Origin of the sequence: Halomonas campaniensis (genome assembly GCF_014193375.1) — a bacterium.
Classification (GTDB): Bacteria; Pseudomonadota; Gammaproteobacteria; order Pseudomonadales; family Halomonadaceae; genus Halomonas; species Halomonas campaniensis.
Window position 1 is genome coordinate 75,170 of record NZ_JACHZF010000012.1, and the last position, 19,272, is coordinate 94,441.

The 19,272-nt window shown below is 70.2% G+C and carries 20 protein-coding genes; 6 read left to right on the top strand and 14 right to left on the bottom strand.

The window, feature by feature from the left end; genetic code table 11:
• Window positions 1-58 precede the first annotated feature (58 nt).
• Window positions 59-1,123 (top strand): endonuclease/exonuclease/phosphatase family protein, encoded by a 1,065-nt coding sequence (locus tag BDK63_RS09755; RefSeq protein ID WP_183331353.1) that lies wholly within the window; start codon window positions 59-61, stop codon window positions 1,121-1,123.
• A 3-nt stretch (window positions 1,124-1,126) separates the two neighbouring features.
• On the opposite strand, the gene BDK63_RS09760 is transcribed toward BDK63_RS09755, so the two are convergent.
• The gene (locus tag BDK63_RS09760; protein WP_183331355.1) at window positions 1,127-2,506 is read right to left on the bottom strand and encodes a class II fumarate hydratase; all 1,380 of its coding nucleotides are present in this window, start codon (window positions 2,504-2,506) and stop codon (window positions 1,127-1,129) included.
• A 275-nt stretch (window positions 2,507-2,781) separates the two neighbouring features.
• On the opposite strand from BDK63_RS09760, the gene BDK63_RS09765 reads away from it, so the two are divergent.
• Entirely contained in the window at window positions 2,782-3,165 is a 384-nt protein-coding gene (locus BDK63_RS09765) for a phasin family protein (RefSeq protein ID WP_183331459.1), read from the top strand.
• A 161-nt stretch (window positions 3,166-3,326) separates the two neighbouring features.
• On the top strand, window positions 3,327-3,881 hold the full coding sequence (locus tag BDK63_RS09770; protein ID WP_183331357.1) for a carboxypeptidase-like regulatory domain-containing protein: 555 nt from the start codon (window positions 3,327-3,329) through the stop codon (window positions 3,879-3,881).
• 6 nt (window positions 3,882-3,887) lie between these two features.
• Here BDK63_RS09770 and hda read toward each other — a convergent pair whose 3' ends face one another.
• Window positions 3,888-4,589: a DnaA regulatory inactivator Hda gene (gene hda, locus BDK63_RS09775; RefSeq protein WP_183331359.1), complete on the bottom strand. Its 702-nt coding sequence runs from the start codon at window positions 4,587-4,589 to the stop codon at window positions 3,888-3,890.
• Window positions 4,586-5,677: an AI-2E family transporter gene (locus BDK63_RS09780; protein ID WP_183331361.1), complete on the bottom strand. Its 1,092-nt coding sequence runs from the start codon at window positions 5,675-5,677 to the stop codon at window positions 4,586-4,588. The genes hda and BDK63_RS09780 overlap by 4 nt, the downstream gene beginning before the upstream one ends.
• 154 nt (window positions 5,678-5,831) lie before the next feature.
• Between BDK63_RS09780 and purM the strand changes: the two genes are divergently transcribed.
• Together purM and purN are read left to right on the top strand one after the other, a co-directional pair.
• Window positions 5,832-6,899 (top strand): phosphoribosylformylglycinamidine cyclo-ligase, encoded by a 1,068-nt coding sequence (gene purM / locus BDK63_RS09785; RefSeq protein WP_183331363.1) that lies wholly within the window; start codon window positions 5,832-5,834, stop codon window positions 6,897-6,899.
• Window positions 6,896-7,627: a phosphoribosylglycinamide formyltransferase gene (gene purN / locus BDK63_RS09790; RefSeq protein ID WP_183331365.1), complete on the top strand. Its 732-nt coding sequence runs from the start codon at window positions 6,896-6,898 to the stop codon at window positions 7,625-7,627. Before purM ends, purN begins: the two co-directional genes overlap by 4 nt.
• A 347-nt stretch (window positions 7,628-7,974) precedes the next feature.
• On the opposite strand, the gene dcd is transcribed toward purN, so the two are convergent.
• The 6 genes from dcd to BDK63_RS09820 all read right to left on the bottom strand — a co-directional run bounded on the left by dcd (window position 7,975) and on the right by BDK63_RS09820 (window position 12,631).
• Window positions 7,975-8,541, bottom strand: a complete 567-nt coding sequence (gene dcd / locus BDK63_RS09795) for a dCTP deaminase (RefSeq protein WP_183331367.1) — start codon at window positions 8,539-8,541, stop codon at window positions 7,975-7,977.
• 103 nt (window positions 8,542-8,644) lie between these two features.
• Window positions 8,645-9,631 (bottom strand): iron-sulfur cluster carrier protein ApbC, encoded by a 987-nt coding sequence (gene apbC, locus BDK63_RS09800; protein WP_281379266.1) that lies wholly within the window; start codon window positions 9,629-9,631, stop codon window positions 8,645-8,647.
• A complete protein-coding gene (locus BDK63_RS09805) occupies window positions 9,600-10,619 on the bottom strand; it encodes a coiled-coil domain-containing protein (RefSeq protein WP_183331369.1) in 1,020 nt (339 codons plus the stop codon). The genes apbC and BDK63_RS09805 overlap by 32 nt, the downstream gene beginning before the upstream one ends.
• A gap of 135 nt (window positions 10,620-10,754) precedes the next feature.
• Window positions 10,755-11,465 (bottom strand): RNA pseudouridine synthase, encoded by a 711-nt coding sequence (locus BDK63_RS18660; protein ID WP_183331371.1) that lies wholly within the window; start codon window positions 11,463-11,465, stop codon window positions 10,755-10,757.
• A complete protein-coding gene (arfB, locus tag BDK63_RS09815; RefSeq protein ID WP_183331373.1) occupies window positions 11,462-11,875 on the bottom strand; it encodes an alternative ribosome rescue aminoacyl-tRNA hydrolase ArfB in 414 nt (137 codons plus the stop codon). The genes BDK63_RS18660 and arfB overlap by 4 nt, the downstream gene beginning before the upstream one ends.
• An 81-nt stretch (window positions 11,876-11,956) precedes the next feature.
• Window positions 11,957-12,631 (bottom strand): polyamine aminopropyltransferase, encoded by a 675-nt coding sequence (locus tag BDK63_RS09820; RefSeq protein ID WP_183331375.1) that lies wholly within the window; start codon window positions 12,629-12,631, stop codon window positions 11,957-11,959.
• Between the two features lie 114 nt (window positions 12,632-12,745).
• Here BDK63_RS09820 and BDK63_RS09825 point away from each other — a divergent pair, with 114 nt between their 5' ends.
• Entirely contained in the window at window positions 12,746-13,789 is a 1,044-nt protein-coding gene (locus BDK63_RS09825) for a serine hydrolase domain-containing protein (RefSeq protein ID WP_246386013.1), read from the top strand.
• Here BDK63_RS09825 and BDK63_RS09830 read toward each other — a convergent pair whose 3' ends face one another.
• The 5 genes from BDK63_RS09830 to BDK63_RS09850 are packed head-to-tail and all read right to left on the bottom strand — an operon-like array spanning window position 13,790 to window position 19,043.
• Window positions 13,790-15,211, bottom strand: a complete 1,422-nt coding sequence (locus tag BDK63_RS09830) for a glycosyltransferase family 2 protein (protein ID WP_221202576.1) — start codon at window positions 15,209-15,211, stop codon at window positions 13,790-13,792.
• Window positions 15,208-16,332: a HEAT repeat domain-containing protein gene (locus BDK63_RS09835; RefSeq protein ID WP_221202577.1), complete on the bottom strand. Its 1,125-nt coding sequence runs from the start codon at window positions 16,330-16,332 to the stop codon at window positions 15,208-15,210. The genes BDK63_RS09830 and BDK63_RS09835 overlap by 4 nt, the downstream gene beginning before the upstream one ends.
• Window positions 16,322-17,101, bottom strand: a complete 780-nt coding sequence (locus tag BDK63_RS09840; RefSeq protein ID WP_221202578.1) for a YaiO family outer membrane beta-barrel protein — start codon at window positions 17,099-17,101, stop codon at window positions 16,322-16,324. Before BDK63_RS09840 ends, BDK63_RS09835 begins: the two co-directional genes overlap by 11 nt.
• Before the next feature lie 14 nt (window positions 17,102-17,115).
• A complete protein-coding gene (locus BDK63_RS09845) occupies window positions 17,116-17,505 on the bottom strand; it encodes a response regulator (RefSeq protein ID WP_183331380.1) in 390 nt (129 codons plus the stop codon).
• Window positions 17,502-19,043, bottom strand: a complete 1,542-nt coding sequence (locus BDK63_RS09850) for a GAF domain-containing sensor histidine kinase (protein WP_183331382.1) — start codon at window positions 19,041-19,043, stop codon at window positions 17,502-17,504. The genes BDK63_RS09845 and BDK63_RS09850 overlap by 4 nt, the downstream gene beginning before the upstream one ends.
• Window positions 19,044-19,272: the final 229 nt, after the last annotated feature.

Genomic DNA, 19,272 nt, shown 5'->3' on the forward strand with positions numbered 1-19,272 from the left:
GTGGGCGCAGGCGTAGGCTGGAGCCTCTACGTCACCGCGACCACCGGGAGGCCATCCCTTGCTCTCCATCCTGCCGGCCATGCTCGCCATCGCACTGCTGGCGGCCACCCTGATCGCCCGCTCGCCGCTCACCTGGTGGTGGATACGCGCCTGCGAGTTCCCGCGCCTGCAGATTGCCGCGCTGGCGGTGCTGACCGCCCTGCTGGCCCTGGCGGCCGAGCCGCCCTGGTCGTGGCTGGCCCTGGCGGCGAGCCTCGCCACCCTGGGCCTCCAGGCGGCCCGCATCCTGCCCTGGACCCCGCTGTGGCCGGTGCAGGTGCAGCGTGCCGAACCGGGACAGGAGCCGCGCTGTGTGACGCTGCTGATCGCCAATGTGCTGACCACGAACCGCAATGCCGAGACGCTCATCCGGCTGATCCATGAGCATCGACCGGATCTGGTGCTGACCCTGGAGTCCGACGCCTGGTGGCAGGCCCGGCTCGATGCGGCCCTGGGGGATGGCTGGCCCCACGCGGTGCGAGTCCCGCTGGACAACCTCTACGGCATGCACCTCTACGCCCGGCGGAGGCTGGTCGACCCCGAGGTGAGGTGGCTGATCCAGGAGGATATTCCCTCGATCCACACCGGCATCACGCTGCCCAGCGGCGACGTGATACGCCTGCATGCCCTGCACCCTCGCCCGCCGGCCCCCAACGAAAGCGAGGAGTCGCTGTGGCGCGATGCCGAGCTCCTGCTGGTGGGCCGGGCGATCCACGAGGACCCGGTCCCGACGCTGGTGGCCGGTGACCTGAACGATGTGGCCTGGTCACGCACCACCCGGCTCTTCTGCCGGGTCAGCGGCATGCTCGACCCGCGCCGCGGGCGCGGCATGTTCAGCACCTTCCACGCCGACTATCCGCTGCTGCGCTGGCCCCTGGACCACGTCTTCAGCAGCGAGCACTTCACCCTGGCCCGCCTGCGACGCCTGCCGCACATCGGCTCCGACCACTTCCCGATGCTGGTCACGCTCTGCTACCGGCCCTCCCGCGCCGACGAGCACGAGACGCCCGAGGCCGACCGGGAGGAGCGCCGCGACGCCCGGGAGACCATCGCCGAAGGCAGGGAGCGGGACCAGGCGGGCTGAACGTTACCCCGGGATCCCGCCCCGGGTCAGCGCCGCCGGGTCCAGCAGCCGTTCGAGCTCCGCCCGGGAGAGGTCGGTCTCCTCCTCGGCCACGTCGATGATCGGCTGCCCCGCCTGGTAGGCCCGCTTGGCGATGGCCGCCGCGGCGTCGTAGCCGATCACCGAGTTGAGCGCGGTGACCAGGATGGGGTTGCGCGACAGCGGCCCCTGCAGCTGCTCCTCGCGCACCCGGAAGGTGGCGATGGCCCGGTCGGCCAGCAGCCGGGAGGTCGTGGTCATCAGGCCGATGGCGGTGAGCAGGTTGTGGGCCACCAGCGGTAGCATGACGTTGAGCTGGAAGTTGCCGCTCTGCCCCGCCACCGTGACCGCCGCGTCGAGGCCGATCACCTGGGCGGCGGCCTGGGCGGCGGATTCGGGAATCACCGGGTTGACCTTGCCCGGCATGATCGAGCTGCCCGGCTGCAGCGCCTCGAGCTCGATCTCGCCCAGCCCGGCCAGGGGGCCGGAATTCATCCAGCGCAGGTCGTTGGCGATCTTCATCACCACGCAGGCCAGCCCCCTGAGCTGCCCGGAGAGCTCCACGGCGGCGTCCTGGGAGGCCAGGCCGGCGAAGAAGCTGTCGTTGGGCGCGAGCGCCAGGCCGGTCTGGGCGGCAAGGTCGGCCGCCATGCGCGCGGCGAATTCGGGGTGGGCGTTGATGCCGGTGCCCACCGCCGTGCCGCCCTGGGCCAGGCGGCAGAGGCGCACCAGGGCACTGTCCAGGCGCTCGATGGCCTGGCCCACCTGGCTCGACCAGCCCCCCAGCTCCTGGCTCATGCGCAGCGGCATGGCATCCATCAGGTGGGTACGCCCGGTCTTCACCACGCCGTCGAGCTCGGCGGCCCGCGCGTCGATGGTCTCGCGAAGGTGGAGCAGCGCCGGACGCAGCCGGCCGGTCACCTCCAGCGCCGCCGACAGGTGGATCGCGGTGGGAATCACGTCGTTGCTGGACTGCCCCATGTTGACGTGGTCGTTGGGCCCCACCGCCACGCCCCGGCGGCTGGCCAGGTTGGCCAGCACCTCGTTGACGTTCATGTTGCTCGAGGTGCCGGAGCCGGTCTGGAAGACATCCACCGGGAACTGGTCGTCGTGGTGGCCGTCGATGACCGCCTGCGCCGCCGCCACGATCGCCTCGGCCCGCTCGCCATCGAGCAGGCCAAGGTCGCGGTTGACCCGGGCCGCGGCCAGCTTGATCCGCGCGATGGCGTGGATGAAGGGCAGCGGCATCGCCTGGCCCGAGACCGGGAAGTTGTTGACGGCACGCTGGGTCTGGGCCCCGTAGAGGGCCTCGGCCGGCACCTCCAGCTCGCCCATGCTGTCGCGTTCGATGCGTTTGTCGCTCATGGTCGGCTCCTCGTCGGCCGTGTCGGAAGGGTTCACGCGTCACTGCCCTCACCATGGTGGCGCCACGGCGACTCTGCAAGCCTGCGCCTGCTCCCCATGCCGCACGCCCCGCACCGCACCCGCTCGGATATCAACGGCCGGGAGGCCGGCCTCCGACCGCCGAGAAAAATGGCACGACTGCATGTTGCACTGCACAAAGTGCTCTGCTATTGTGCATTGCAACAGGGCAGGCTTCCTGCTCCTCAACACCAGATGAACCAGGAGGTTCCACCATGATGAACGCCTTCAACTTCGACACCAAGCAGTTCGACACCAAGCAGTTCGAGTCCATCTTCTTCGGCCCGGCTCGTGCCTACGCTTCCCTGTCCGTGGACTACGCCGAGAAGCTGGCCCACGCCCAGCTCGACGCCACCAAGGCCTACACCGATACCGGCCTGGCCCAGCTGCGCACCCTGATGAACGTCAAGGATGCCGAAGGCCTGAAGAGCTACATGGAAGGCCAGCAGAAGGTCGCCAAGGACCTGGCCGAGCGCCTGAAGGGCGACGCCGAGAAGGTCGTGGCCCTGCAGCAGGACTTCGTCCAGCAGAGCCAGAAGCTGACCGAAGAGAACGTCAAGCAGGCCCAGGCGACTGCCACCAAGGCTACCGCCCAGCAGTAAGCCCCCGCGCCGCCGGCACCCGCCGGCGACCGGAGCCTGAACGAAGCCGCCGACGCCTGTCGGCGGCTTCGTCGTGTCAGGATGCCGGGTTTCACGCCGCGCGGTTTGCGTTACTCTTCCCCTGGCACAGGGCGCCGACGATTCCCACAGGGAGTGATGCGATGAAACGCTGGATGATGATGGTGCTTCCGGGACTGCTGCTGGCCGGCTGCGAGATCATGCCGCCCGCCCCCGCCCCGGGCGAGCGCATCGAGGTGATCGACCGCGAGGTCACGCCAGGGGTCGAGAGAGAGGCCGAGCGGGTCGAGGAGGCCCCGGCCCCGGGGCGGGTCGCCCGGCAGGTCGCCTTTCCCGAGGCCGAGTACGCCGCCCTGGAGACGTCGGGCAGCGCCGTGATCAGCGGCCAGCTGACCATCGGCGGGCGCCCGGTGCCCAACGCCGGCGTCTCGGCCGCGCCGGTGACCACCTACTCCGCCGAGGCCGCGGAGCAGGCCCTGGCCGGCCGCGCGGTGGAGCCGGCCGACCCGCGAGCCCGCAGGTACACCCATACCACGCGCACCGACGGCAACGGGCGCTTTCGCCTGAGCGGCCTGCCCGCCGGCCACTTCTATGTCTCGGGCAGCGGCCCCGACCCGCGCACCGGCAATGTCCGGGTGGTCATCCGCCAGGTCATCCTGGGAAACGGCCAGCAGCTCGGCGTCGACCTGAGCCGCTGAGGCTCCCTACCACCCCAGCGCCTGCTTGACGAAGGGAATGGTCAGCCGGCGCTGGGCCGACAGCGAGGCGCGGTCCAGGGCCTCGAGGACATCGAACAGCTCCTCCAGGCGCCGCGGGCCGCGGTGGAGGATATAGCGTGCCACCTCGTCGGCGAGCAGCATGCCCCTGACCCGGGCGCGCAGCTGCAGGGCGGCCAGCCGACCGGCATCGTCGAGCCCCTGCACGTGGAAGGTCACCCCCCAGCTCAGCCGCGAGGCCAGGTCGGGCAGCTTCACCGGCAGCTGGCGGGGCGGCGCCTCGGCGGCCACCAGCAGCCGCTTGCCGGCATCCCGCAGGCGGTTGAAGGCGTGGAACAGCGCCTCTTCCCAGCGCTTGCGCCCCACTACCCGCTCCAGGTCATCGATGGCCACCAGGTCGAGCCGCTCGATCTCCTCGAGCATCAGCGGCGGGAAGTGGCCCAGCTCCTCCAGGGGCAGGTAGAGGCTGCGCAGGTCACGGTCCGAGGCGGCATGGCAGGCCGCCTGCAGCAGGTGGCTGCGGCCGACCCCGGGCCTGCCCCAGAGGTAGAGGAAGGGCTCCCCCTGGTCGTCGAACTGGTGGACCAGGCGGTCGACCAGGCTGGCGTTGGGCCCGGGCAGGAAATTGACGAAGGTGGCGTCGTCGCGCAGCCCCACGCCCAGCGGCAGCTGCGCCGGCGTGCGGCTCATGGCGACTCCTCGTCCTGACGGCGGTCAAGCGGGCGGTGTGAGAGCGTCTCGTCGTACAAGGTGCTGTTCTTGTAGCGGTCGTTGAGTTCGCGCAAGAGTACCATGATCACCGCCGCCGCCGGCAGCGCCAGCAGCACCCCGGTGAAGCCGAACAGGTTGCCGCCGGCCAGCACGGCGAAGATCACCGCCACCGGGTGCAGGCCGATGCGATCGCCCAGCAGCTTGGGCTGCAGCACGGTACTCTCCAGCGTCTGGCCGACGCTGAACACCGCCACCACCCCGAGCAGCGCCAGCCAGCTGCCGAACTGGAAGAAGGCCACCACCAGCGCGATGCCGAGGCCGACGATGAAGCCCAGGAAGGGCACGATGCTGGCCAGGCCAGAAATCAGCCCGATCAGCACCCCGAAGCGCAGCCCCATCAGCGACAGGCCGATCCCGTAGACCAGGCCCAGGCTCAGCATCACCAGCAGCTGGCCACGCAGGAAGGCCGACAGCACTTCGTCGCAGCGCCCGGCCAGGCGCAAGGCATCGTCTTCCCAGCGGCGCGGCAGCAGGTCGCGCAGACTCGCCATCAGGTGGTTCCAGTCGAGCAGCAGGTAGAAGGTCACCACCGGAATCAGGGCCACGTAGGTGATCCAGGTGACGAAGGCCATGCCCGAGCGGCCGACCTGGCCGAGCACCTGGGTCAGGTAGCCCCCGGCATCCTGCCAGTGTTCCGCCAGCGTCGCCTGGACGTTGTCCAGCTCGGCGGCCACGTCGAAGCCCGTCCAGGCCTGGATCTGTGGGGCCAGCACCGTCTGCACCCAGTCGAAGATACCGGGGATCATCTCGCCGAACTGGCGAAGCTGCTGGACCAGCAGCGGGATCAGCACCAGCAGGGCGACCGCCAGCACCACCAGCAGCACCAGGAACACGGCCGACACCGCCAGCGGGCGCGACACCCCCCAGCTCACCAGCCGCTTGGCCAGCGGGTCGGCCAGGTAGGCCAGGATCATGCCGGCGATGAACGGCATCAGCATCGCCTCGAGCCGGAACAGCAGCCACACCAGGGCCACCACTCCCGCCAGGACCCACCACTCTCTGCGCATCTTCTCCTCTCCCTGTCTCGGCCGTTGCTGGCGCTTCCACGGCTGCCAGTCCGGCGTCTTGATGCTACAATCCTGCACCCGAATCTTGCCCACCGCCCGTCGGCCCGCCCGAGCGCGCCGATCCCATGCCGACGACCTATCGACAGGACCCGAGATGACCGATTCCCCCTCCTCCCGCCCCTCGCTCAGCTACAAGGATGCCGGCGTCGACATCGATGCCGGCAATGCCCTGGTCGACCGTATCAAGGGCGTCGCCAAGCGCACCGCTCGCCCCGAGGTGCTGGGCGGTCTGGGTGGCTTCGGCGCGCTGTGCCAGCTGCCGAGCGGCTACCGGGAGCCGGTGCTGGTCTCCGGTACCGACGGCGTAGGCACCAAGCTGCGCCTGGCCATGGACCTCGGCCGCCACGACACCATCGGCATCGACCTGGTGGCGATGTGCGTCAACGATCTGGTGGTCGCCGGCGCCGAGCCGCTGCTGTTCCTCGACTACTATGCCACGGGGAAGCTCGACGTGGACATCGCCGCCGATGTGGTCACCGGCATCGGCGAGGGCTGCGAGCAGGCCGGCTGCGCCCTGGTGGGCGGCGAGACCGCCGAGATGCCCGGCATGTACGAGGGCAGCGACTATGACCTGGCCGGCTTCTGCGTCGGCGTGGTGGAGAAGGCCGAGATCCTCGACGGCAGCCAGGTGGCCGAGGGCGACGTGCTGCTGGGTATCGCCTCCTCCGGGCCCCACTCCAACGGCTATTCGCTGATCCGCAAGATCCTCGAGGTGAGCGGGGCCGACCTCGCGACCGCCATCGACGGCGTGCCCCTGGCCGACGCCCTGATGGCCCCGACCCGGATCTACGTCAAGCCGCTGCTGTCGCTGATCCGCGAGAGCGGCGTGCCGGTCCACGCGCTGTCGCACATCACCGGCGGCGGCCTCACCGAGAACCTGCCCCGGGTGCTGCCCGAGGGGCTCGCCGCCCGGGTCGACGTGGCCAGCTGGAAGCGCCCGGCGGTGTTCGACTGGCTGCAGCAGCAGGGCAACGTCGACGAGCACGAGATGCACCGCGTGCTCAACTGCGGCATCGGCATGGTGGTCGTGGTCCCGGCCGAGAAGGCCGACCAGGCCCGCGCCCACCTGCAGGCCCAGGGCGAGACGGTCCATCGCATCGGCGAGATCATCGCCCGCCCGGGTGACGGGGAGCAGGTCCAGCTGGAGAACCTGCCGGCATGACCGACACCCGTTACCAGAGCGACACCCTCAGGGAGATCACCCCGGAGCCCGGCGAGACCCGGCGGGTGGTGGTGCTGATCTCCGGCAACGGCAGCAACCTGCAGGCGCTGATCGATGCCCAGGCCCATGACGAGCTGGGCGGCGAGATCGTCGCAGTGGTCTCCAACGAGCCCGACGCCTACGGCCTGCAGCGCGCCCGGGAGGCCGGCATCGATGCCGTTGTGCTGCCGCACCGCGAGTACGACAGCCGCGAGGCCTACGACGGCGCCCTGATCAAGGTGATCGAGCGCCACGAGCCCGACCTGATCGTGCTGGCCGGTTTCATGCGCATCCTGACGCCCCGCTTCGTGCAGCGCTTCCTGGGCCGCATGCTCAACATCCACCCGTCGCTGCTGCCGGACTACCAGGGGCTGAACACCCACGCCCGCGCCCTGGCCGACGGCGTGGCCGAGCACGGCTGCAGCGTGCATTTCGTCACCGAGGAGCTCGACGGCGGGCCGGTGGTGATGCAGGCGGTGGTCGAGGTTGCCGAGGGCGAGACCGAGGCGACGCTGAAGGAGAAGGTGCACGCCCGCGAGCACCTGATCTACCCCATCGCGGTGAAGTGGTGCCTGGAGGGTCGCCTGCAGTTCGGCAGCGAGGGCGCCACCTTCGACGGCATGCCGCTGCCGCCCCACGGCCTGCGCATGTCCCACGCCGATGCCGCCGAGGAGCTGGACGAGGACTGACAGCGACAAGCGACAAGCGACAAGCGACAAGCGACATGTACAGCCTACGCTCAAACGAAAGGTTCATCGCACATTCGCGTGAAGCTGTCTGATAGGTGTCGTAACCACCATTGGGTGGCGACATCATGGTAGGAGGGAGGCTCCGCCTCGCGACTGGCGCCGCCAGGCGCCCTGGCGGTTTGCCAATCCTGGTGGCTTCACCTGGGGAGTCCTTCGGCCTCCCGTCGCGATGCAAAGCATCCCTCCTACAACCTGAATCACGCCAAAGTGCGAAGATCCACACGAAAGGAGCAAGCCAGGGGTTTCCTTGAAGCTTGCTCCTTGTCGCTTGACGCTGGCCAAGTCCCTTATGTCCTCGGCAATGTCACCCCGCGCTGCCCCATGTACTTCCCGCCGCGGTCCTTGTAGGAGATGTCGCACACCTCGTCGGACTCCAGGAACAGCATCTGGGCCACGCCCTCGTTGGCGTAGATCTTGGCCGGCAGGTTGGTGGTGTTGGAGAACTCCAGGGTCACGTGCCCTTCCCACTCCGGCTCCAGCGGCGTCACGTTGACGATGATGCCGCAGCGCGCATAGGTGGACTTGCCCAGGCAGATGGTCAGCACGCTGCGCGGGATGCGGAAATACTCCACGGTGCGGGCCAGGGCGAAGGAGTTGGGCGGGATCACGCAGACGTCGCCCTTGATGTCGACGAAGCTCTTCTCGTCGAAGGCCTTGGGGTCCACCACCGCGGAGTGGATGTTGGTGAACACCTTGAACTCGTCGGCGCAGCGCACGTCGTAGCCGTAGCTTGAGGTGCCGTAGGAGATCACCCGACGATCGTTCACATAGCGTATCTGGTCGGCCTCGAAGGGCTCGATCATGCCTTCCCGCTCGGCCATGCGGCGGATCCACTTGTCGGATTTGATGCTCATCGGGGGAGTGTCCTGCTGGAGTCTGGGGTGAAGGGCTGCACGAGCCGGGGCCGCCATGATAGCGGCCCCGGCGCCGAGCGTCACGGTCGGGCGACCGGCGACCTCAGTCGCTGAAGGAGATGCTCGGCCCCGAGTCGGCGGCCTGGCCCTCGAGCTGCTCGGCCACCTGCCGGGCCATCTCGCGGAAGGTCGCGGTCACCTCGCCGTCGGGCTCGGCGACCACCGTGGGACGCCCGCCGTCGGCCTGCTCGCGAATGGCCAGGGTCAGCGGCAGGCGGCCCAGCACCCGGGTCTCGTACTCGGTGGCGATGCGCTCGCCGCCGCCCTCGCCGAAGATCGGCTCGGCATGGCCGCACTGGGAGCAGACATGCAGGCTCATGTTCTCCACCACCCCCAGCACCGGCACGTTGACCTTGCGGAACATCTCGATGCCCTTGCGGGCGTCCAGCAGCGCGATGTCCTGGGGCGTGGTCACGATCACCGCCCCGTCCACCGGCACCTTCTGGGCCAGGGTGAGCTGGATGTCGCCGGTGCCCGGCGGCATGTCGATGAACAGCACGTCCAGGTCCTCCCAGGCGGTCTGGGTCAGCAGCTGCTGGAAGGCGCCGGCCACCATGGGCCCCCGCCACACCATGGGTTCGCGGACGTCGACCATGAAGGCCATGGACATGGCCTGCAGGCCGTGGGCCTCGAGCGGCAGGAAGCGGTTCTCGCCGGCCGCCTGAGGGCGTACCCCCTCGCCCACGCCGAGCATCTGGGCCTGGCTGGGACCGTAGATATCGGCATCCAGGATGCCCACCCGGTACCCCTCGGCGGCCATGGCCAGCGCCAGGTTGACGGTCACGGTGGACTTGCCCACCCCGCCCTTGCCGGATGCCACGGCGACGATATGCTTGACCCCTTCGATCACATCCTGCTCCTTCGCTTGTCCTGCGGGCGCATCCTGACGATGCGGTGTCAGCCCAGTATACGCGCCATGGCCATCGCCGGCACGGGGTGCCAGACACGACGACGGCGGGCCGAAGCCCGCCGTCGTCACTGAGGTGTCCGGGCGCTGATTACTGCCCGTCGCCCTCCTCGGCGCTCTCATCCTGATCGGCGCCCTGGTCCTGCTCGGCGGTAACGCTGGCCTCGAGATCGGCCAGTTCGCTGCGCCAGCTGGCCAGCTGGGCCTCGAGCCGCTCGAGCTGGTTCTCGCGACGCTCGACCTCGCCCTCGATGGTGGCCACCTCGTCGCGGCCGATACCGATGGCGATCATCAGGTCATCGCGCTCGGCGCGGGCCTCCTGGACCTCGGCCTGGACCTCCTCGCGGGTCTGGCGGGCCGCGTCGACCTCCGCCTCGACCTCGTCACGCCAGATCTCCAGCGCCTCGATGTCGCTCTCCAGGGCATCACGCTGCGCCTGGCGCTCGTCGATCTCGCTGCCGAGTGTCTCGAGACGGCCCTCGGCGGTGGCGATCTCCTCGTTGAGCGCGGCCAGGTCGGACTCGGCCTGCTCGCGGGCGGCCTCGGCCTCCTGGCGAGCCGCCTCGGCGTCCTGGCGCTCCTGCTCGGCCGCCTGGCGGGCCTGCTCGGCATCCTGGCGAGCGGCCTCGGCGTCCTGGCGGGCCTGTTCGGCCTCCTGGCGCGCCTCGGCCACGGCGTCGTGCTCCTCCTGCAGTGCCGCCAGGGCCGCTTCGGCCTCGGCCTGCTCGCCCTGCAGGGCCTCGATGCGCGCCTCCAGGGCAGAGCGGGACTCGCGCCGCTCCTCGAGCTCGGCGCCGGTCTCCTCGACCTGGGACTGGAGCCCCTCGAGCTCGCCGCGGGCCGCCTCCTGCTGCGTCTCGAGCTCGGCCAGCTGCGCCTCCAGGGCCTCGATCTCCTGGCCGGCCTCGTCGCGCTCGTCCAGCTGGCTGACCAGCGCCTGGTTGCGTGACTCCAGCGCGGCGAGCTCGGCCTCGGCGGCCTCCCGCGCTTCCTTCTGGCTGCTCGAGCCGGACTGGGCAACGATCGCCCAGATCACGGCGACGGCGGCCACGGCGGCCAGTCCCTTGACCCGATTGTCCTTGAACGGTGAAGTCTGCGAGGTTTCCGACATGGGGGCTTGTCCTCTCTGGTTCAGGCGGGGGTACGGTGCCGACCGGCAGGAGCCGCACGGCGCAGGTGCATCCTCGACCAGCATACATAGCGCCAACGGGGAGGGAAAGGCGGGCTCCCGCTCCCCGGCCGCGCCTCAGAACCGCTCGTCGGCCCGCAGGTAGCGCCACTGCCCGGGCGGCACCCGCGCCAGGGAGACCCCACCGATCCGCAGCCGCTTGACCGAGATCACCTCCAGCCCCAGCGCCTCGCACATCGCCGACAGCTGGCCCGGCACCATCCCCTTCAGGGCGAAGCGCAGGCGCTGCTCGCTCTGCCAGCTCACCTTGCCGGGCGCCAGGCGCCGACCGGGGACCGCCGTGCCTTCACGCAGTCTCGCCAGCTGGGCGTCGTCCAGGCTGCCGGCCACCTCCACCAGCCACTCCTGCTCGAGCCGGGCACGGTCCTCGTCCAGGCGCCTGGCCACCCGCCGGTCCTGGGTCAGCACCAGCAGTCCCGCCTCGCCCCGCTCCAGCGGCAGCTTCACGGCCTGGCCGCGAAAATGGGCCTGGAGGAGGCGCCGATCGTCCGGGTCCTCGAGCCAGTGGGTGTCGGCGGCCAGGCGCGACAGCGCCGCTTCCGCCGACAGCCCCGCCTCGGCGTGGTAGAGCAAGGTACACGGCGGGATCTCCTCGGCGCGCGCCCCCGACGCCAGCTCGACGCGCTGGTCGGCGACCCGGAACTGCGGCGTCTCCACGGTCCGGCCATCGACGCGCACCCAGCCGCCGGCGATGTAGCGCTCCGCCTCGCGGCGGGAGCAGCCCAGCTGGCGGGCGAGGCGCCGGGAAAGGCGCTCGGTGTCGCTCACAGGTCCACCTTCCCGCGCAGCGCCTTGTGCTGGCCACGCTTCTTCTTGCTCTCCAGCCGGCGGCGCTTGGCGCCCTTGCTCGGCCGGGTGGGAACCCGCTTCTTCGGCGCGTACATCACACCCTTGATCAGCGCCTTGAGCCGCGCCAGCGCCTCGGCCCGGTTGCGCTCCTGGGTGCGATGGTTCTGGGCCTTGATGATCACCACCCCGTCCTGGCTGATCCGCCGGTCGCCCAGCGCCAGCAGCTTCTCCTTGAAGCCCTCGGGCAGGCTGGAGGCGCGGATATCGAAGCGCAGATGGATCGCCGAGGACACCTTGTTGACGTTCTGGCCGCCGGCGCCCTGGGCGCGGACCGCCTGCATCTCGATCTCGTGGTCGGGGATGACCACCTGGCGGGAGAGTTCCAGCATGCTGTCTGCCTTGTGAAGAAAGTGGAACATCGGGGTCAGGCGCCAGCGCTGACGCGTGCGCCGGTCGCCGCGGGCGGCCCCTCAGCCGGCCAGCCAGATGCAGTGCCTGGCGCCCTTGCCGGGCCGGTGGGCCCGCACCGTGACCGTCTCGACCAGGAAGCCGACCCGGCGCAGCCGCTCGGTGAAGGCCGGGTCCTGGCCGGCCGACCACACCGCCAGCACGCCGTCGGGGCGCAGCGCCTCCTGGGCGGCGGCCAGCCCCTTGGGGGAGTAGAGCCAGTCGTTCTCGCGGCGGGTCAGCCCCTCGGGGCCGTTGTCCACGTCGAGCATGATGGCGTCGAAGCCACCGGGCTCGCGGCGCAGCAGCTCGCCCACGTCGCCCACGCTGACCCGGGTGCGCGGGTCGTTCAGCGGATAGCCGGCGGCGGCGCCCAGCGGCCCCCGGTTCCACTCCACCACGCCCGGCACCAGTTCGGCGACCACCACCTCGGCATCCTCGCCCAGGGCGGCCAGCGCCGCGGCGAGGGTGAAGCCCATGCCCAGGCCACCGACCAGCACCCGGACCCCGGGCCGATCGGCGACCCGCTGGCAGGCCAGCTCGGCCAGGGCATCCTCGGAGCCGTGCAGGCGGGTGTTCATCAGCTCGCCGGGTGCCCCGACGATGCGAATCGAGAACTCGTCGTTGCGCTGCAGCAGGCGCAGCTCGGTGCCCTTGCCGGGAATGCTGGCGGTGCCGATCGTTTCGAACTTGGCCATGGTCTCTCGCTGGCTATGGAAAAAGAGGGGGGAACCCGGCCGCCGCCGGCGCCTCGAATATCAGGCGCTCGCCGGCCCGAGCGAACAACCCACTGGAGTGGACAAGGAGTCCCGATGCCGAACCTGCATCTCTTGAATCCCCTTCGCCCCCTGCTGGGGGGGCTCATTATGCTGGCTGTCGCCGCGGCATGCCATGCGCAGGCCGCCGAGACGTCACCCCTGCCCCTCGACCCGGCCGCTCTGGAGCGCCTCGACGCCCAGGCCGCGGGCCTCGACCGGCTGCATGCGGTGGTGGTGGCCGAGCAGGGCGAGATCCGCTTCGAGCGCGCCTACGGCGGCCCCGGAGTCGATCGGCCGACCAACATCAAGTCGCTCTCCAAGACCGTGCTGGCGGCGCTGGTCGGCGCCGCCATCGAAGCCGGGGTGATCGACTCCCCCGACCGGTCGGTGGCCGACCTGCTCGGCGACCGGGTACCGGCCGGGGCCGACCCGCGGGTCCGGGAGATCACCGTCGGCCACCTGCTGTCGCTGCAGGCCGGGCTTCAGCGCACCTCCGGCGCCAACTACGGGAGCTGGGTGGCCAGCGCCGACTGGGTGCGTGACGCCCTCTCACGCCCCTTCGTCGACGAGCCGGGCGGGCGCATGCTCTACTCCACGGGCTCGAGCCACCTGCTCTCGGCGGCGCTGACCCGCGCCGGCGGCGAGAGCACCCTGGCCCTGGCTCGGCGGCTGCTGGGGGAGCCACTGGGCATCACCATCCCCGCCTGGCCCCGGGACCCCCAGGGCGTCTACTTCGGCGGCAACGACATGCGGCTCTCGCCCCGGGCGCTGGTGCGGATCGGCGAGCTCTATCGGCTGGGCGGGGTCATCGACGACCGGCGCGTGCTGCCCGAGGGCTGGGTCGAGGCCTCCTGGCAGCCGCGGGGCACCTCGCCCTGGACCGGCGACGGCTACGGCTATGGCTGGTTCGTCACCGAGCTCGCCGGCGAGCGCGTCTACTACGGCCGCGGCTTCGGCGGCCAGGCGCTCTTCGTGATCCCCGCCCGGGCGCTGACCGTAGCGATCACCGCGGACCCCACCCCACCCTCCCCCGGCGGCGCCTTCCAGCAGGAGCTCAATGCCCTGGTGGCGACGCTGCTGGGCGAAGAGCGCGGGTGATCACTGCCCCCACTGGCCCGAGCGCTTCATGGCACCCCACTGGTGCTTGCGCCGGGCGAACCACTGCCACATGCCGCGGCAGCGCCACAGGGTGTTGAGCTGGCGATAGCCGAAGTTCTCGAGGATCGCCACCAGGAACAGGCGGAGCATGTCGCGGCGGCGGCGATAGACACGGAACGACAGGGTCTCCAGCAGCAGGCCGTTGACCGACAGCAGGATGCCCATGCCGATGGCCACCAGCAGGAAGGCGGTCAGCGCCGCCGGCGACACCACCCCGAAGGCGAAGCCCCAGATCATGAAGAGGTAGCCGGCCAGCTCCACCAGGGGCCCGAGCCACTCGAAGAGCGTCATGAAGGGCCAGGCCAGGTGCCCCGCCGCTCCGCCCCTGGGGCTTGCCGCCAGACGTGCATGGCGGCTCAGGCTCTCGGCCAGGCCGCGCTGCCAGCGGCTGCGCTGCTTGCCCAGGGTGGCCAGGTCCTCCGGCGCCTCGGTCCAGCAGATCGGGTCGGGCAGGTAGCGGATGCGATAGGGCAGCCGCTTCTCGCGGTGATAGCGATGCAGCCTGACCACCAGCTCCATGTCCTCGCCCACGGTGGCGGTGCTGTAGCCGCCCACCGCGATCACCCGTTCGCGGTCGAAGAGACCGAAGGCCCCGGAGATGATCAGCACGGCGTTCATCGGCGACCAGCCGAGGCGACCGAACAGGAAGGCGCGCAGGTACTCGACGATCTGGAAGCGCGCCAGCAGGCTCTTCGGGATGCCTGCCTCCAGCAGGAAGCCGCCCTGGACCCGGGAGCCGTTGGCGATCCGCACGGTGCCGCCGGCCGCCACGGTGCGCTCATCCTCGAGGAAGGGCTGGACCACCCGCAGCAGGCTGTCGCGCTGCAGGATGGAGTCGGCATCCACGGCGCAGAAGAGCCCGTGGCGGGCGGCGTTGATGCCGGCATTGAGGGCATCGGCCTTGCCGCCGTTGCGCTTGTCGATCACCCGCAGGTTGGCGTGGCGCCGCGAGCGGTAGAGGCCAAGGACCTCCTGGTGGGGGACGCCGAGCCGCAGCGGCTCCGGATGCGCCTCGAGGTCGAAGGCCTCGCGCAGCACCTCGAGGGTCTCGTCCTTCGAGCCGTCGTTGATGACCACCACCTCATAGTCCGGGTACTGCAACTGCAGCAGCGAGAGCACGGAGGTGCGGATCGTCGCCGCCTCGTTGTAGGCGGGTACCAGCAGCGACACCGAGGGCTCGATGCCCAGGTAGGGGGCCTCGGCGCCCAGCTCGGCACGCAGCCGCATGTAGCGGCGCAGGCTGACCATGGAGAGCAGGTTGAGCAGCAGGTAGCCGCCGTTGAGCAGCAGGAAGTAGCCGATGAAGCCCACCTGGGCCCACCAGGCCCAGTCGATGGCCAGCACGCCCTCGAGAAGGCTCATGGGCGCGCCCCCTCGGCCATGGCGCGCCGCAGGGCGTCGCGTCCGTAGCGGTCGCCGCAGGCCTCCAGCAGCGCCTCGAGACGCTCCCGGGTGATGCCGGGCAGCGCGACCAGGGAGTCCGCCGCCGCCTGGCGCACCCACCAGTCCCGGTCCCCGAGGTGCGGTGTCAGCAGCGCCTCGTCATCGCGACGGGCCTGTCGCCGCAGCGCCTTGAGGGCGGCGAAGCGTACCCGTGGTGCATCGACGTGGAGGGCGTCGCTCAGCAGGGCGTGATCCCGGGGATCCCCGAGCTCCCCCAGGCAGGCCAGCGCCGCGCAGTGGAGTGCCTCGCTCTCGCCGCCTTCCGCCAGGCAGCGCCGCACCCAGGGCGCCACCCGGGCCGGGTCGGCGGTGCCCAGCAGGGCCGCCAGGCGCTCCCGGTGTGCCGGGGCAGCGGCGTCGAGCCCCTCCAGCAGCGGCGGCGTCACCGCGGCGGGTCCCGCCTGGCGGCACAGCGCCTGCAGGCGCGGCATGGCCAGGTCGCGACGCCGGGCCACCAGCGGCACCAGCCGGGCCATGGCGCGCCGGGCGTCCATGGCCACCAGGGCCTGGGCGGCGGCCAGGGCCACCAGGGGGTTACGGGCCTCCAGCAGCGGCGAGACGTCCGACCAGAAGCGGTCGCTGGCCAGGTGACCCAGGCAGGCCAGGCCCACCAGCCGTCGGTGCGTCCGGCGCGAGTCGAGCATCGCGAGTACCGCGCCGGTCATGTCCATGGAGAAGAACAGGGTGTTCAACCGCTCCCGGGCCACACCGCGCAGCTGGCGATGAAGCCGCGTCCAGAGCAGCAGGAACCACAGCATCTCGCGACGGCGAAGGGGCGGGGCCGTCGCCGGCGCCTCCTCGGCCAGGGTCCAGCCCACCAGGCGCGGCCGCCATTCGGCCACGAAGGCGACCTGGCGCCGCTCGCGCCGGGCAGCCAGTTCGGAGACCACCAGCACCTGGACCATGATCAGCAGGGTCAGGCCGCCCAGCGACATGGCGGAGTAGACGGCGAGGCGCAGCACCGGGTCCTCCGGCAGGCTGGCGACGCCCCGGACCCACTCGAGCCAGGTCAGACCGAGGGGCAGCCACTCAGAAGGCATGGCGTATACCGAGCTGGACCCCGTGACGGTCGTAGAGATCGCCCTGGCTCAGGGTGCCGACCTCCCAGCTCAGCGCCCAATCGGGGCGCCACCAGTGTCGGCCGCGCAGGGCGACGGCGGTCACCTCGGAGGTGACCACCTCACCGCCCGGCAGCCCCTCCTCCTCACGGCCCAGGCTGGCACGCAGACCGATGACGCTGCGCTCGCCGTAGTAGTGGTCCAGCGCCAGGGCATGGCCCACCGGGGTGCCCGCAGAGGAGACATCGCTGACATTGAGGGTATAGCCGGCGCGCCAGGGGCCCCAGTAGCGCTCCATCCCCAGGGCCAGCCGGTCGACCCGCGAGGCCTCATACTCGGTGCGACGCAGGCTCAGCGCCCCCACCAGGCCATGGGGCAGCCGCCGCTGGAGCCTCAGGTCGGCATACCAGCGCGGCAGGAAGTCGGCACCGAAGGTGCGCCCCGCCTCGGGCTGGAGCACCCAGTCGGCATCGAGGGGCAGCGCGGCGCCCAGCTCCACGCCTTCATCGCGTTCGCCATAGCGACGGTCGCGGGTCGCGGCGCCGTACCAGGTGGGGGCATCCGGGCGCGTGGACTGTAACTCGAGACGCTGTCCCTGCCAGTTAGAGAAGCCACTATCCAGCTGGTCGAAACGCTGGGACAGCTCCACCTCGAGCCGCCGCGGCTCGGCCGCCGCGGGCTGGGCCACCACCAGGCCGAGGCCCATCAGCAGGCAGGCGAGGCCGGCCAGCCGCCGGTCGGATCGAGTCATCACACTCCCTGGCATCAACGCCTCCTCATCAAACGGCGCAGGCGCGCCAGCAGCTCATCCGGCTGAAAGGGCTTGGTCACGTAGTCATCCGCGCCCAGCTCCAGGGCGCGCACCACGTCCGCCTCGCGGGCCTTGGCGGTGAGCATCAGCACCGGCACCGCCTGCCAGGCGGGCCGCTGGCGCAGCTGCTCGACCACTTCCAGGCCGTCATGGTAGGGCAGCATGACGTCCAGCAGCACCAGGTCGGGCGGGGTCTCCTGGTCCAGCGCCTCAAGCGCCTGGCGACCATCGGCCGCATGCCGGACCGTGAAGCCATGTCGCTCGAGCAGGAAGCGGATCAGGAAGGCGATATCCTCCTCGTCCTCCACCATCAGGATGCTCGGCTGGCGGTCGGAATCGCTCATGGTGTCTCCTCCTTGATCGACTCGAATGGCGGTTGCCAACGGGGCCACCATACGCGAAACCGGGTTCCCTCCCCAGGCACGGAGACGAAATCGATCTCGCCCTCCATCAGCTCGACCAGGCGTCGGGTGATGGCCAGGCCCAGCCCGGTGCCACCGGTTCGGCGACGGTCCGATCCGTCGGCCTGGGCGAAGCGCTCGAAGACCCGTGGCTGGAACGCCAGGGGGATCCCCTGCCCCCGGTCGACCACCGACACCTCGAGCCCCTCGCGCCCGGCCCGGACGTCGGGCGTCACCGCCACGGTGACCTCCCCGCCTGCCGGCGAATGCTTGATGGCATTGGAGATCAGGTTGGCCATCACCTGGGCGAAGCGTTCGGGATCGACGCTGATCCGCTCCGCCTCCGGCAGCGGCCCCGCCAGCGCGAGCTCGACGGAGAAGCTCTCGGCAAAGGGGGCGTTGTCGGCGATCGCCTGCTGCACCAGCTCGAACAGTGAGACCCGCCTGGGCTGCATGACCAGCTGCCCGGCCTCGAGCTTCTCCATGTCGAGGATGTCATCGATCAGCCGCGCCAGCCGCTCGCCGTTCCGGTCGGCCACCGTCACCAGCGAGCGGGCGTCGCCGGGCAGCGCACCGGCCATGCCCTGGGCCAGCATGCCCAGCGCGCCGCGAATCGCCGTCAGGGGGGTGCGCAGTTCGTGGCTGACCGTGGAGACGAACTCGGCCTTCATCCGCTCTACCTGGCGCCGCTCGGTGACGTCACGGGCGATGGCGAGGTGCTCGCCATCCTGGGTTGGCAGGAGTCGTACCTCGAAGATGACGTCCGCCTCCTGCCAGGAAAAGGTGCGAACATCGGAGGCCCTGTCAGAGGGGGCGCGCTGTTTCCTGAGCGCATCGGCAAAGGCTTCGCTCACCGGAAGGTCACCGTCCAGACGTGCCACACCCCCTGAAGCATCCACCACATAGAGGGCATCGGGAATCGCCCGCAGCAGCGCAGCCAGCCGCTGGGACGTACTGGCCAATACGCGTTTCTGCTCAAACAGCTGCACTCGTAACTGGTGTTCACGGAGCAGCTCCTCGGCCTGGGATGCCAGCAGGGATAGCCGCCGCTGATCATCGGCGGAAAAAGTGCGGGGCCTGGGATCCAGCAGGCATAGGGTACCCAGGGCGTGACGGCCATCTGGCCGGAGCAGCTGACCGGCATAGAAGCGAATATGGGGAGGAGCCGTCACCAGGGGGTTGTCGCAGAAGCGGTGATCCTGCAAGGCATCCTCAACTACCAGGGTCCTGTCGTTGGCCACCGCGTGGGCACAGAAGGAAATATCCCGCGAGGTTTCGCGAGGCCCGAGACCATGGTGTGACTTGAACCACTGACGATGCTCATCCACCAGGGAGATCAGGGCGATGGGCACATCGAAGAGGTCGCTGGCCAGTGCCGTCAGGCGATCGAAGCCAGGATCCGAAGGAGTGTCGAGTATCTGGAACTCATACAGGGCATTAAGCCGATGGAGCTCACCGCCGGGCCTGGCTGCTGTTCGCATGGCATATCCTTTGTCATCATGGTCAAGCGGTTGAAGTCTCCATGACAGATAGTATCAAGCCCAACCGCCTCCCCAAAAATCGCTGATTCAACTGCACAGACTCTGACTCCCTCCCCTCCACACGCTGCTCACTCGATGCCAGTCGCACGGGCTATGTGGCCCTGCTTCGCTTGACCCTTATCGATGCCTGAAGACTATCATGAACGATATTCATGAAAGGCCCTGCCAT